Origin of the sequence: Nostoc sp. (genome assembly GCF_036917815.1) — a bacterium.
Lineage (GTDB): Bacteria > Cyanobacteriota > Cyanobacteriia > Cyanobacteriales > Nostocaceae > Nostoc.
Map to the genome: position 1 here is coordinate 1 of NZ_JBALEK010000058.1, position 13092 is coordinate 13092.

The window sequence follows — 13092 nt, forward strand, 5'->3', positions numbered from 1 at the left end:
GGGAAAGCGGCGACGTTGAACTGTCTGGGAATGATCTACGCCAACAAAGGGGATGTGGATAAAGCGATCGCACTCTACAATCAGTCTTTGGAAATAACTGAAAGTATTGGTAATGTCCAAGGGAAAGCGGCGACGTTGAACTGTCTGGGAATGATCTACGCCAACAAAGGGGATGTGGATAAAGCGATCGCACTCTACAATCAGTCTTTGGAAATCAAGGAACGCATTGGAGATGTCCAAGGGAAAGCGGCGACGTTGCGCTGTCTGGGAATTATCTACGCCAACAAAGGGGAAGTGGATGAAGCGATCGCACTCTACAATCAGTCTTTAGAAATAAATGAACGCATTGGAAATGTCCAAGGCAAAGCAGCGACGTTGAGCAATCTGGGAATTCTTTACGCTAACAAAGGGGAAGTAGATGAAGCGATCGCACTCTACAATCTTTCTTTGGAAATAAATGAACGTATTGGAAATGTCCAAGGGAAAGCGACGACGTTACACCAACTGGGAATTCTCTACGCCAACAAAGGGGAAGTGGATTAAGCGATCGCACTCTACAATCTTTCTTTGGAAATAAATGAACGCATTGGTAATGTCCAAGGGAAAGCAATTACTCTGTGGTGCTTAGGAGATTTGGCAGAACAGCAGGGTGAATACACTAAAGCGATATCCTATTTGCAACCAGCTTTAAAGATTTTGCAGCAGTTGAAGTCACCGGATGCTGAAAGTGTGAGTGCAAGTCTTGATAGGGTAATGCGTAATTCGTAATTCGTAATTCGTAATTCGTAATTACTGAAAGATTTTTGTCTCATGCAGAGGCGCAGAGGAGAATGCAAGAGTGGGATTTAAGTAAATGAAAACTGCTCTAATGAGTCTTTGATACTCGTTAACGAGTCTTTGAACTGGATTCATCCACCTCTGAACTCCGTTAACGAGTCTTTGATACTCGTGGACGAGTTTTTAGGGACTTGCAAGTAATAAAATATCCTAATATTTATTGTGGGATGGGCTGTCTCGCCCGTCCTGTGAACTGGGCGCTCATGTTGCCCACCCCACAAGATTAGATGATTTATATGTTGGAGTTCCCTCACTACGGTTCGGATAAGGTTTTTTGATGACACGCCGCTAATCGCAAAGACGCGATAAATCGCCGTCTTTACAATAATCAGTCCTTTGTAGAGACGGCGATTTATCGCGTCTCTTGCCTTAACCGAACCGTATTGGGAGTTCCCTTAGAGGAAGTCAGATGAGAGAATCAGGATCTATGCCGAGCGATCGCAAGTACATCTTTATTTTATTAATGAATGTTGATAGCAATTCAGCACATCCCATTTTATTTGCAAACATCGAGAGGCTCAGATCCCCGACTTCTTTAAGAAGTCGGGGATATTTTGTTCATTGGATATTAGTTTTCCACTTGTTTGAGTTTTTGAAAAATTTCATCAAGTGGTGACTCAGATTCATCAGAGCAAAATTCTAAAGCAAGTCTAACTTTTCCTTTTTTCCATCCCTGAGTACTAAATTGTAAGACTTCACAATTTAATCCTTGAGTATACAAATTTACTTCGTCTGTATCTTCCGCCCCAATATATTCCTTAATTGCTGTAATCAAATCACGTACTTTAAAAGTTTTAGCAATATTTAACTTATTAAAAGTGTCTGGTTCTATAGACACAACTTCATCGTGATTTAGTCTCTCAAATCCATCTTCCATAAAAATCTCCTGTCACTAAACCTATATTTTCCAGAGACATAACAGTTCATCCGAAATAAAATGATGATTTTATAGATTTAGCGCTACTCAAGAAAAATCGGCGGAAATACCATCCCTTCAAGGTGTCTGGGATAGCTGCCCGCCGATTTAGTCATTAGTCGATTTTCAGGTAGGGGCAATTCATGAATTGCCCCTACTAAGTTCTGAGTTATGAGTAAAGGAAAAATACTCAATACTCAGTACTGTCTCAATACGGTTCGGTTAAGGTTATTTGATGAAAATAATATATCCCAAAGACGCGATAAATCGCCGTCTCTACAAAGGACTGATTATTGTAAAGACGGCGATTTATCGCGTCTCTTGCCTTAACCGAAGAGTATTGAGTACTGTCTTAGTCAGGTTGTTAGAAAAACCAACCGTAAGAATGCAAACCTTTACCCAAAAGATTCACACCGAGATAGCAAACCCAAACGACAATCAAGCCGGTGGAGGCTAAGATTGCCGGACTGCGCCCTTGCCAACCGTGAGTAATTCTGGCGTGAAGGTAGGCGGCGAAGACTAACCAAGTGATTAATGCCCAAGTTTCTTTCGGGTCCCAACTCCAATAGGAACCCCAGGCTTCGTTAGCCCAAACGCCACCAGCAATGATGCCAATTGTCAGCAGGGGAAAACCTAGCCCGATGACGCGATAACTAATGTTGTCGAGGGTTTCGGCAAGGCTAAGGCGCTGGGGTGAAAGAGGTTCAGCAGATGCTACAGCTTGAGACTCAGGGGTAGTTACTAAATCCAAAACAGCAGTGTTAGCGTTGCCATTGCTACTAGTTTCAAAACGGGCAAAGCCGTTATTTTCGACAGCAGGGGTTGGTAGTTGAGAAATTAGTTCGGATGCTTTGTGCAAGCGGTAGCCGTTGCTGCGATAGCCACCAGTACCAACAGAACTACCTTGTAGTTGGATATTTTGACCGCGAGTGACTATTAAAAAAGCGATCGCTAATAATGAACCCACCATCAAAGCAGAATAACTCAACATCATGACGCTGACATGCATCATCAGCCAATTTGACTTCAAGGCAGGTACTAGGGGTTCTGACGCTTGCATTTGCGATGGCAATGTCATAGTAGCAAAAGCTGCGATCGCCATTGCCACTGGAGCTGTCGCAACTCCTACTAAGCGGCTACGGCTACTATTTTCGGCAATCAGATGAACTGCGGTAATTCCCCAAGTTAAGAAAAACAGAGATTCATAGAGATTACTTAAGGGAAAGTAACCAGCTTCGATCCATCGTGCCCCTAATAAAGTAGCTATACACAAATTAGCGATCGCCATCCCAGCTGTCCCCAAAGCGGCTAGATAAGGTAGATTCGGAAAAGCCGCTCCTCCCCAATACACCAGCATTGTCAGGAATAATATGGCAAAGGAGGCATTGTCCAGCCAGTTCTGGAGTACAACCAGATTCATAAAGTCTTCTCTCCGCGAATGATTTAAAATATCGATTCTGACTATTCTGATCCTATATGCTTACAGGGTCATGGCACAGGAGAAAGTTAAAGTTAGAGTAAGGAGTTAAGAATTATGACAATACGGTTCGGTTAAGGCAAGAGACGCGATCAATCGCCGTCTTTACAATAATCAGTCCTTTGTAGAGACGGCGATTTATCGCGTCTTTGCTTTGCGATTAGCGGCGTGTCATCAAACAACCTTATCCGAACCGTATTGAGAGTTATGAATTAAAGTTTTTTCATCCCATTTCATTTTCAGGTTGCTACAGATGATATTGCTCTGAGGTAAAGACACACCAGACGCGAAGATTTAGACATAGCAAGATTTTTGAGAATTCCTACAACTCCTGACTCCAAAGTACAGACGCGATTAATCGCGTCTCTCCAAACTCTTAACTTTTCCAATTAGTGTTATGGAGAAGTCGCAGATGGTGTCGCAGAAGTGCTTTTATTGCTTTCTGGACTAGGGAATGTAGTCATGTTAGTAACTTTTTTCAGTGCTATAAAAATGTTGTAGATGTTACTGCGATTGTCGCTGACAGCAGATGTCATCCCAATTGAGCGAGTTGCATCTAGCAAAGTTTGTTGATTGGGAATTAGAGGTGGTAAAGGGAAATTTTTCACAGTTCGTTCAACATCCAGAAAAAATTGGCCATTTGTGGGATTTGGTTCTGTAGGAACTGTTTGTTGGAAGGGGATCGTGCTAGCTAGTGTGTTATTGGGTTTGGGAACAATTTTATCAGTGATGGGAGCGCCCACTACCAGGAAGGCAACATCTTCATCTAACCAGCCGTGGGTTGCAGTTAACGTACCATAAGGTGAAACCCAGTTAACAACGGGTTTATCTGCCACTTTCCCCGCTTGGACTTGGAACTGGTATTGGTTTCTCATCACATCATCGAGCTGTTTTAAGGATGTTTCAGCTGAGTTATGATCGCTTGCCTGTACCATAAACACCAAACCCGCACGAAAATCATCTGGTGAACCTGCTTTTGGAGTACTAGGAATCAATGATAAGGAAAATTCGCCTTTCATCCAACTGAGCAAATCCTTATCTAAATCGAGATTGAGTAGAGATTTTACACCACCTCGCAGCTTTTCTGGTGCGATCGGCGACAAGGGATTTCCCTGAGATGTTAAAACATAGTCTCCCCAAGACCTCTGTAAGTTACCGCCAGATAGCATCATCAAGGTATCCGCAGGTAGGCGGCTTTGCATTTGACCAGCTTTGTTTTCCACCGCCAGCACACGTTGACTATTAGGGTTTAACCAAGAAACGCCCTTGAAGCGGATTCCTTCTGGTTCTAAGGTCATTGTCCCCGCTAAACCTTGGTTATTTTGCAGTTGAGCCAAAACTTGAGCAGGTAAAGGGTGGTTTTGAGAAGCTGCGGCTATTTTGGCTGCTGTTGGCACATTTACATAAAACTGGGCAAAGGGTTGGTAGTTGGCAATTTTTAGGAAATTCTCAGCAAAGCCCCCGGTTGTGGCTAGAGATGTTTTATTTTTGTAGGCATCGATCGCTCGTTCTGTGGCTTTGGGACTATCAGTGATCACTAAAAAACGCCCATCTAGTAATGCCGCCGAGAAGTTTTCCCCTGCTTGTCCCTCACTTTGTTTGATGGCGATCCCTTCATAAGTACGGTCAATCCATTTGCCTTGTTTAAGAGCTTTGGGTTGTGCCAAAATGCTTTTAGCGATTTCTGGGTTTTTCACTGGCAATACCATTACCATCGACTGCTGATCGTTATCAGCATCTTCATTGGTGATAATTGGTTTGGGTGCAGGTTTATTGCCGATCGCTGGGGCAAGAATTGCGATCGTCACGTCATTGCCTACCCAAGGAGCGATATCTTTCTGGAAGTCGTAACCATTATTAGTCAGAAAGCGATCGCGCAATTCTACTAAATTTTTGTCCAGTTCTGCTTGGGTTTCTCTTGTCCCAAACTGCCGCAATTGCTGCCACTGCTGGGCATCTGTTGTCAGAGAAACCGCAAACAGGGCATCACCAGGAATAATATTTGCACCTACTAGCAAATCGCTAGAAGATAGTTGTCTCTGGGTTAACAACCAGTATGCTGCACTCCCCGCACCAATCAACAACCCAGCAGCCGAAAGCGTCAGCACCAGAGACGGTTTCTTATTTTTCTTCATTGGGACAGACACAAGAGGCAGTGCCATTGAAACCTATACCTCATACTTGCAAACTCATTACTTGCTTGATTGGTTAAATTAACCAGAAAATTTCTCGTTATCTAGGACAGTTAACTGCATAAATTTCTCCATCCTAAACATTGATCGTATTTCCGTAATCAACCTTCCCGAATGTTTCCAAAGTGGTTTTTTCGTGGTTAGTTACCTTTTTTAACACGCTTTGTTGAATTTCGCCGGACACTTCCTTTAGAGGGTTGCCTCTGTGGAAAGTCTCAAGGAGTTAAATCTGCCATTTCAAGCACTTCGAGGATATAACTAAGTTGGGCATTGCTGCAAGTCATCAGCAAGCCACACTACCTTCTATTTACAGAGCTTCCATCTCTGAGTATTGACTTTATCTAAACCTAGATTAATTCAGTGTCCGGGATTTCCCATCGATTACCAATCTTCCAAATCAGATGTGTTGTTAAATTATCCTTTTTGGGAATTTACATCGAAATGATACAAAACAGGTGCTATTTTTGCTGAGAAGCAACTGGTAACTTTTTGAAAAATCAAAGATTAATTAAATAATGTAGACAGTGCCTATCTGATGATAATAGTGTTATTGAGATTGGTGCAAAATTCCCATGCTCTGGGGCGCACTGCAAAGGATGAAAAACTTTTAAAAATATAGGAATCATATTTGATTTTTGATTTCTGAAGAAATCTCGGTAGTCTTGTAGGGTGTGTTAGCGATAGCGTAACGCACAATTCCAAGCTTTTGGTGCCGTACTCTCGGCGCTAACACAACGCCAGTTGCTACAACAGATAGCGCAGCGTAAAGCCTTCTCTTCTCCCTTGGCGCTAGCCTCTCCCTTTGGGAGAAGGGGAGACGCACTCGCGAACGAGTAGGCTTGTGCAACACGCCTCTCGTTCGCCAACGGCATAGCTTGTCTACGAGAGGCTGCGCCAACGCTGAGAGCGAGTCCTTGAGCATCGGGAACCTCCCCAATGCACTGGCTCCCCTACATGTATTTCAAAAATCAAATACTAGTCCTATACTATGCTTCAGTATTAATAGCACTCAACTGCATAGGCCCCAAATATTTGGTTAAATAAGGCGAAAAAACTTCATAAATTAAGGTCAATGGCTGTCCATGATGCCAAAACAAGTAGTGGCGACCCCAAAAAGACCCAGTTACATCAAAACCTGACTGTAGCGCTGATGAGTTACCGTAGTAAATTCCTCGAACATCCCGATACAACTCTGTGCGAAGACGAGCTAAACTCGCCCAAATTGGTAATGAACGGTTCTGCAAATACTCATCTACATGACTGGCTTCCCACCACGAAGTGGCATAGGCTAATCGCTGACCAGAAGCAGTACGCAGCCATACTTGTCGCCGTAGTCGCGGTCCTGGGACAGCTTGGATTAACTCAGGAGCATCATCCAAATCCATGCCAATTAATGACATATCAATGACATCTACTTCTACAGGCTCACCTGTGAGCAATTCTAAGTGACGTGTTGGGGAGCCGTCACCCAAAAGCATTAGCTGCCATGCAGGTGCGAGTTGAGTGTGAGGTAAACTTTGTTGAATTATTTCCTCCCCTCCTTGCCAAATCGGAGTGAGGCGATGCCAAGCTGGTGGCAGTGTCAGGTTGTTTGTCGAACTAAAAGTAATACTCAATGCTTTTTACAAAACTTCATCTATCTCTATAAAAGCATAAAAAACTAGTAGTCCGTGAAGACAAGTATGCTGGATAAAAAAGTTTGTAGTAAGGACTTTAGTCCTTGATTTCAGCGCTAAAGCGCTCACTACAAACCAAGCATTGTTCGCTTTACAGACTACTAAAGGTAGATTCAGATTTAAGGGTCAATAGTCTAGGGTTTTTTGACCCGTGACTATTGACCCTATGCTTAGACAAGCAAAAATGCGGATGGGGAGACTCGAACTCCCAAGGCAAAGCCACACGCACCTCAAGCGTGCGCGTATACCAATTCCGCCACATCCGCATGGTTTATCTAAACATAGACTATAGCATAAGAAAATAATTATAGTAAGGTGATATCTAAATTAATTTGCTCAAAAATATAAATTTTCTCCAGCCTGTATCAGACTGACAGAAATCTAGTAGATCACGAGTGATATTAAAAAGGGTAGAGCTATTGTATTCGGCGGGATGCGATCGCGTAACCGCCCGCCGTTGGCGATGCCTACCACGGGCTACGCCGACGCAAAAGCCCAGCTTGGTAGTCTAGCTAAGACTTGCAGCAGCAATGTTGTTAGTGTAGTAAGACCCGTAGAGCCTGCAAGCCTGCAAGTTTGCTTAGAATCAGGGTGGCGAATCTCCTGTGATAATTTGAAATAATGCGGAAGCGTTGTTTCAAGTTGGATCAGAGAAAATGTCAATCTACTGGTAATGATATCGAAACTAAAAAATGAAGTTTGACAAAATATTAATTGCCAATCGGGGAGAAATCGCCCTTCGTATTCTCCGCGCCTGTGAAGAAATGGGGATTGCCACAGTTGCAGTTCACTCCACCGTTGACCGTAATGCTCTCCACGTCCAACTTGCTGATGAAGCCGTTTGCATTGGCGAACCTGCTAGCAGTAAAAGTTATTTGAATATTCCCAATATTATTGCTGCTGCACTAACACGCAATGCGACTGCCATTCATCCAGGCTATGGCTTTTTGGCAGAAAATGCCCGGTTTGCGGAAATCTGTGCCGACCATCATATTGCTTTTATCGGCCCAACTCCAGAAGCTATCAGGCGAATGGGGGATAAAGCCACTGCCAAAGAAACCATGCAAAAAGCTGGAGTACCGACAGTACCAGGTAGTGAGGGGTTGGTAGAATCCGAGCAAGAAGGATTGGGATTCGCCAAGGATATCGGCTATCCAGTGATGATCAAAGCTACAGCAGGTGGCGGTGGACGGGGTATGCGTCTAGTTCGTTCTGAAGACGAATTTGTTAAACTTTTTCTCGCAGCCCAAGGCGAAGCAGGAGCAGCTTTTGGGAATTCTGGTGTTTACATAGAAAAATTTATTGAACGTCCCCGCCACATCGAATTTCAAATTTTGGCGGATAACTACGGTAATGTTATCCACTTGGGTGAACGCGATTGCTCAATTCAACGCCGAAATCAAAAGCTACTAGAAGAAGCACCAAGTCCGGCTCTCGACCAAGACCTACGTGAGAAAATGGGACAAGCTGCTGTCAAAGCTGCCCAATTCATTAATTACAGTGGGGCGGGTACTATCGAATTTCTCTTGGATAGATCCGGTAAATTCTACTTTATGGAAATGAACACCCGAATTCAAGTAGAACACCCTGTAACAGAGATGATTACCGGGATAGACTTAGTTGCCGAACAAATCCGCATTGCCCAAGGGGAAAGACTCAAGCTTACCCAAGAGCAAGTAGTATTACGGGGTCATTCGATTGAATGCCGCATCAACGCTGAAGACCCCGATCATGACTTTCGCCCTTCTCCTGGAAGGATTAGCGGCTATCTGCCCCCCGGAGGTCCTGGTGTTCGGATTGATTCCCACGTTTACACAGATTACCAAATCCCGCCCTACTACGATTCATTGATTGGCAAGTTAATTGTTTGGGCACCAGACCGACCCACTGCTATTAACCGCATGAAACGCGCACTGCGGGAATGTGCCATCACGGGACTACCCACGACCATCGGATTTCATCAAAGAATTATGGAAACTCCACAGTTTTTGCAGGGTAATGTCTATACGAATTTTGTGCAGGAAATGAACGGTTAGGGGAGTGGGGAGTGGGGAGTGGGGGAAGATGAGGGAGATAAGGGAGATGAGGGAGATGGGGTGTAACCAATGCCCAATGCCCAATGCCCAATGCCCAATGCCCCATCTCACATCTTGCACCTAGCCCTAGCGATTAGAAATCGCGGCTATACAAACTCTCGTCCGCCTACGCGGACTAACGCAAATCAAGGCTTTTCAACCTGCGGAGACAGGTAAAGTCTCGTGTAGCCGCGACTTCTAGTCGCCTGGTGCAAGATATAAGCCATGCCCAATGCCCAATGCCCCATCCCTAATTCACACGAGATAGCATAGTCAGCAATCCTTGTTGACCTAGCAGGATTTCTCGCAGCAGGCTGAAGATGCCAACCCAAATAATCGGTGTAATGTCTACCCCGCCTATAGGTTGCACTAGCTTTCGCAACGGGATTAAAAATGGCTCAGTAGGCCAAGCTATTAAATTAAAGGGCAAACGATTCAGATCCACTTGCGGATACCAAGTGAGAATGATACGAAATATAAATAAAAATGTCATCACCCCTAATGCAGGGCCAAGAATCAAAGCAGTCAGGTTAACACCAGTCATCGGTTTAAGCTACTATCTGTCTGTAAAGAAAGAAAAAATTTAGGCAAAGGCAAGCCTTTGAGGTGACGCTCCTACGTCGCTAACGCCAGTCGCTCATGGAGGAAACCCCCTTGGTACTAGCCTCTCTGGGAAAAGACCGCGCCGGCTTACTGCGCTTTGCGACGCCGAATAGCCCGTCGTAGACATCGCTAGAAAGTTTTAAGCTTTGTAAAGCACTCTCATCATCATTTTAACCAAATGCTGTCACTTCGTTCTGAAATAGAAAAGCGAACTCGCTCACGCGGTTAACTCAATAACTGGTGAAACCAGTTACCAAGTTTGGTAGTTCAGAGGTTAGAGGCTTCTCAAGAAAGTAATACACTATTAAAATTAGGATGAAGTGTGTAAAAAAAGGTTTAGAAGTATGACGCCTTCTTTAGCAAATTTTCTTTGGAGTCTGGCTTGGGGTGCTGCAATTGTGGTAGTACCCGCTACAGTTGGTCTAATTTTCATTAGCCAAAAAGATAAAATCCAGCGTTCATAATGCTGATGAGAGTTAATTTAACTCTCATAATTGTCTGTCAACTATCTACTTAATTGCACCAAAAGTATCAGTTTCTGCTGCTGGTGGCGGTTGTAGATGACAGAAGTATGTTTTTTTACTTTTCGGTGAATAGCTTCAGAGCTTCTTTGCCAGAGGCTTTGAAGCTTCAATATATCGTCCCTAATTACAGTAGTGATTTTAATTGTGACTCGCTAACATAGATTTGATATTGGGAAAATAGCAATGATAAATTTTGGGCTGAACTCAGCCAGTTTTCTGGCTCAGGTAAATTTTGGGGCAAACTCAGCCAGTATTCTAGGAATTTTCCTGGCTGTGGCTGGGGCAGCACTGTATTTTCTCCGCACTGTGCGTCCAGAATTGTCACGGGATCAAGATATCTTTTTTGCGGCAGTCGGCTTACTATGTGGCTTTATTCTCGTCTTTCAAGGATGGCGGCTAGACCCGATTTTACAATTTGGTCAACTGCTTTTAGTCGGTACAACTGTGTTTTTTGCAGTTGAAAGTATTCGCTTGCGGAGTATAGCTACCCAGCAAGCAAAGCGTAACACTCCCATTGTGGATGATGAGCGAGAGGTAAGCGGAAATTATTCAATGAACCGCAATCGCAAGAAGTATGGGGCCCAGATGGAGGCAGACTTAGATCCACTGCCTTATGAAGACGAGGAGGAACGCCCCTCACGTCCCCGGATTCGGGGTAGCAGAGATGAGATTTCAACTCGTGATGACTACTACCAGGATCAATCCCCGCGTCCTTCAGAGCGCCGTAATAACAATAATGAAAGGCAGGGTTCAAGGGATAGAACGCGGCGGACTTCTGGGCGTCCGGTGAATCGCCCTTCTGAAAGCTCTGAAGAAGAAAATTGGGGTTCTTCATCTAGGCAAGTTGATGATTGGGAAAGTTCGGGCGAGGAAGTCAGAAAACCTTCTCGCCGCAGTAATAACGGGTCTGGGCGTCCCGAAAGTCGTGAAGATGATGTTGCTCCCAGACCAAGAAGGCGTCGTCCCTCCGCTGACTCAACTCCTCGAAGACCGCGCGAAGATGATGAGGCGATTCCAACTGATTATGTGCCATACAATCCGATTGAAAAGCCAAATGACCGACCAGATAATTCGACTGATTTTGATGACGATGTTTAAAACAGTTGGCGTGGAAGTAGGTTTAGAGGCGACGGAAAACAGTTGAGGTGGAAAAATTTACGCCGATATTTTGGCTCCAAAGACCAATTCATTGGAGCCTAGTTTTTGGTTTAACAAGTTTGCTTGTATCTTGTGATTCTAATAATATTCCCACAGGGTCTACTTCCCTCAACAGTCGCTACACTGAGGAGCAACCTGCTTTGAGTGGAAATGGGCGCTTTTTAGCGTTTGTATCTAATCGGAATGGTAATCAGCAGCTACTGGTGTACGATTTGGAGAGGCAACTGTTTATTAGCACACCAGGCATAAACCGACAGGAGACAATTGCCGAAAGTCCTAGTTTGAGCTACACCGGGCGTTACATTTCTTATCTTACTAGTGACCAAGGTAGACCAGTGGTGGCGCTTTACGATCGCGCTACCCAACAGTCGCAAATCGTCACACCCATCTATCGCGGCTGGGTTAGAAAACCAAGTATCAGCCCAGATGGACGTTATATTGTCTTTGAAACCGCCACCCGTGGTCAGTGGGATATTGAAGTCCTAGACCGGGGGCCAAATATTGAGTTAGATATTCCTAATGGTGCAACTGTGGGTTCACCTCCGTAGGGGAAAAAGTTAGGAGTTAGGAGTTAAGAGTTTGGAGAGACGCATCCAAACAAACAGCGATCGCACTCAACCACAAAAACAAAACCCCACAGCTAGAGACGTGCTACAGGGTGAGAATTGGGAAAAACTTTTTGGTTTACTACTAAATCACAATTCCCCACAGCATGAGCTACAGGGAATCTAAGGGCTGGAAGGGCTGGTGGGAGGGAAGGAAATGGTTGTGGCTATGCGTCTAGCGGGTACAAGTTTCTGAGCTTACATAACCTGAACTAGCAAAAGTATAGATTCAGAGTTATTTGAGTGGGCGAAACTACTTTCCCTGATACATACCCATAGTTTGTATAACCTGCTTTCGGAAGATCAGCCCATGTACCATTAATGAACGAACAGGAGACATCTATATCTTGGCTGGAGATGAAACAGGTATTGTAATTAACCCCAATGGTAAATGGAGATACGACGAATGACTAAGCCTAAGTTTGCAGCTATGAGTAAAATAGAGTTAAAACGTTATTTATTAGAGAATCGGAATGATACAGAAGCTTTTCACGCTCTAATGGATAAAATTAACGCTGAACCTAACCCCAAGTTTTATACCATAGATGAAATTGGTGAATTGGAAAAACTAATAGAAGCAAAACGGACACGAGAGAATCTGTAAAAAATTACCTTTATCAACTCGCTTAATCGATGTAGTTTATCACAGGTCAAAACATTGTAGGCTGTGGATTACAGGGTCTACAGTCTGGCAATGAAAATAAATCCGCATGGACGCGCTAAGGTTCTAACGCAGTCAGAGATACAGCTAATTTTCAGTCATGGCTTAGACAATGACCGCGATGCCTGCCGCGGGCTACGCCTACGCACCTTGTTTGCCGTATGCCTATTTAGCGCCTGTAGAATCCGCGAATGCAGTACCCTGCTAACTCAAGATATTTACACCCAAAAAGGTATTGTCAGACCCCGGTTAATTATCAGAAAATCAAACACCAAGGGGAAACTTGCAACTAGGTTAATCCCAGTGATTGATTAATCGCGTCTGTACCTTAGGAGTTAGGAGTTAGGAGTTAGGAGTTGTGAGACTAT

14 protein-coding genes, 1 tRNA gene and 1 pseudogene are annotated in these 13092 nt (G+C 44.2%); 10 read left to right on the top strand and 6 right to left on the bottom strand.

What is annotated here, in order from left to right; translation table 11 throughout:
- The coding region (locus V7K97_RS17305) for a tetratricopeptide repeat protein (RefSeq protein ID WP_442938914.1) at nt 1–543 on the top strand (543 nt) is incomplete at its 5' end.
- A pseudogene (locus V7K97_RS32080) lies at nt 544–768 on the top strand (tetratricopeptide repeat protein); the annotation flags it as partial. It lies immediately after the preceding gene.
- Nucleotides 769–1405: 637 nt separating this feature from the next.
- Here V7K97_RS32080 and V7K97_RS17310 read toward each other — a convergent pair.
- The 5 genes from V7K97_RS17310 to V7K97_RS17330 all read right to left on the bottom strand — a co-directional run bounded on the left by V7K97_RS17310 (nt 1406) and on the right by V7K97_RS17330 (nt 7364).
- Nucleotides 1406–1714, bottom strand: a complete 309-nt coding sequence (locus V7K97_RS17310; RefSeq protein ID WP_334802253.1) for a KGK domain-containing protein — start codon at nt 1712–1714, stop codon at nt 1406–1408.
- Between the two features lie 403 nt (nt 1715–2117).
- Complete coding sequence (gene ccsB / locus V7K97_RS17315; protein ID WP_334802254.1) at nt 2118–3173, bottom strand: c-type cytochrome biogenesis protein CcsB; 1056 nt, start codon at nt 3171–3173, stop codon at nt 2118–2120.
- A 452-nt stretch (nt 3174–3625) separates the two neighbouring features.
- Nucleotides 3626–5392: a DUF3352 domain-containing protein gene (locus V7K97_RS17320; RefSeq protein WP_334802255.1), complete on the bottom strand. Its 1767-nt coding sequence runs from the start codon at nt 5390–5392 to the stop codon at nt 3626–3628.
- A gap of 1016 nt (nt 5393–6408) precedes the next feature.
- Complete coding sequence (locus V7K97_RS17325; protein ID WP_334802256.1) at nt 6409–7038, bottom strand: chorismate lyase; 630 nt, start codon at nt 7036–7038, stop codon at nt 6409–6411.
- A 245-nt stretch (nt 7039–7283) separates the two neighbouring features.
- Nucleotides 7284–7364, bottom strand: a tRNA-Leu gene (locus V7K97_RS17330).
- Between the two features lie 426 nt (nt 7365–7790).
- On the opposite strand from V7K97_RS17330, the gene accC reads away from it, so the two are divergent.
- Nucleotides 7791–9134 carry an acetyl-CoA carboxylase biotin carboxylase subunit gene (gene accC / locus V7K97_RS17335; RefSeq protein WP_334802257.1) on the top strand — a complete coding sequence of 448 codons (1344 nt, stop codon included), beginning with the start codon at nt 7791–7793 and terminating at the stop codon, nt 9132–9134.
- A gap of 289 nt (nt 9135–9423) precedes the next feature.
- On the opposite strand, the gene V7K97_RS17340 is transcribed toward accC, so the two are convergent.
- Complete coding sequence (locus V7K97_RS17340; RefSeq protein ID WP_334802258.1) at nt 9424–9717, bottom strand: YggT family protein; 294 nt, start codon at nt 9715–9717, stop codon at nt 9424–9426.
- A gap of 403 nt (nt 9718–10120) precedes the next feature.
- Here V7K97_RS17340 and psbX point away from each other — a divergent pair, with 403 nt between their 5' ends.
- The 7 genes from psbX to V7K97_RS17370 all read left to right on the top strand — a co-directional run bounded on the left by psbX (nt 10121) and on the right by V7K97_RS17370 (nt 13039).
- Nucleotides 10121–10240 (top strand): photosystem II reaction center X protein, encoded by a 120-nt coding sequence (gene psbX / locus V7K97_RS17345; RefSeq protein ID WP_322733475.1) that lies wholly within the window; start codon nt 10121–10123, stop codon nt 10238–10240.
- A gap of 243 nt (nt 10241–10483) precedes the next feature.
- Nucleotides 10484–11398 (top strand): Ycf66 family protein, encoded by a 915-nt coding sequence (locus tag V7K97_RS17350; RefSeq protein ID WP_334802259.1) that lies wholly within the window; start codon nt 10484–10486, stop codon nt 11396–11398.
- A gap of 47 nt (nt 11399–11445) precedes the next feature.
- Nucleotides 11446–12006: a TolB family protein gene (locus V7K97_RS17355; protein WP_334802260.1), complete on the top strand. Its 561-nt coding sequence runs from the start codon at nt 11446–11448 to the stop codon at nt 12004–12006.
- A gap of 31 nt (nt 12007–12037) precedes the next feature.
- Nucleotides 12038–12190: a hypothetical protein gene (locus tag V7K97_RS17360; protein ID WP_334802261.1), complete on the top strand. Its 153-nt coding sequence runs from the start codon at nt 12038–12040 to the stop codon at nt 12188–12190.
- A gap of 175 nt (nt 12191–12365) precedes the next feature.
- Complete coding sequence (locus V7K97_RS32085) at nt 12366–12473, top strand: DUF6888 family protein (RefSeq protein WP_442936893.1); 108 nt, start codon at nt 12366–12368, stop codon at nt 12471–12473.
- A complete protein-coding gene (locus V7K97_RS17365) occupies nt 12470–12667 on the top strand; it encodes a DUF6887 family protein (protein ID WP_094341389.1) in 198 nt (65 codons plus the stop codon). Before V7K97_RS32085 ends, V7K97_RS17365 begins: the two co-directional genes overlap by 4 nt.
- A 90-nt stretch (nt 12668–12757) precedes the next feature.
- Entirely contained in the window at nt 12758–13039 is a 282-nt protein-coding gene (locus V7K97_RS17370) for a site-specific integrase (RefSeq protein WP_334802262.1), read from the top strand.
- Nucleotides 13040–13092: the final 53 nt, after the last annotated feature.

Coding starts and splice junctions, on each gene's coding strand:
- V7K97_RS17310 (WP_334802253.1), bottom strand. CDS start 1,714: ATGGAAGATGGATTTGAGAGACTAAATCACGATGAAGTTGTGTCTATA.
- V7K97_RS17350 (WP_334802259.1), top strand. CDS start 10,484: ATGATAAATTTTGGGCTGAACTCAGCCAGTTTTCTGGCTCAGGTAAAT.
- ccsB (WP_334802254.1), bottom strand. CDS start 3,173: ATGAATCTGGTTGTACTCCAGAACTGGCTGGACAATGCCTCCTTTGCC.
- psbX (WP_322733475.1), top strand. CDS start 10,121: ATGACGCCTTCTTTAGCAAATTTTCTTTGGAGTCTGGCTTGGGGTGCT.
- V7K97_RS17320 (WP_334802255.1), bottom strand. CDS start 5,392: ATGGCACTGCCTCTTGTGTCTGTCCCAATGAAGAAAAATAAGAAACCG.
- accC (WP_334802257.1), top strand. CDS start 7,791: ATGAAGTTTGACAAAATATTAATTGCCAATCGGGGAGAAATCGCCCTT.
- V7K97_RS17365 (WP_094341389.1), top strand. CDS start 12,470: ATGACTAAGCCTAAGTTTGCAGCTATGAGTAAAATAGAGTTAAAACGT.
- V7K97_RS17370 (WP_334802262.1), top strand. CDS start 12,758: ATGAAAATAAATCCGCATGGACGCGCTAAGGTTCTAACGCAGTCAGAG.
- V7K97_RS17340 (WP_334802258.1), bottom strand. CDS start 9,717: ATGACTGGTGTTAACCTGACTGCTTTGATTCTTGGCCCTGCATTAGGG.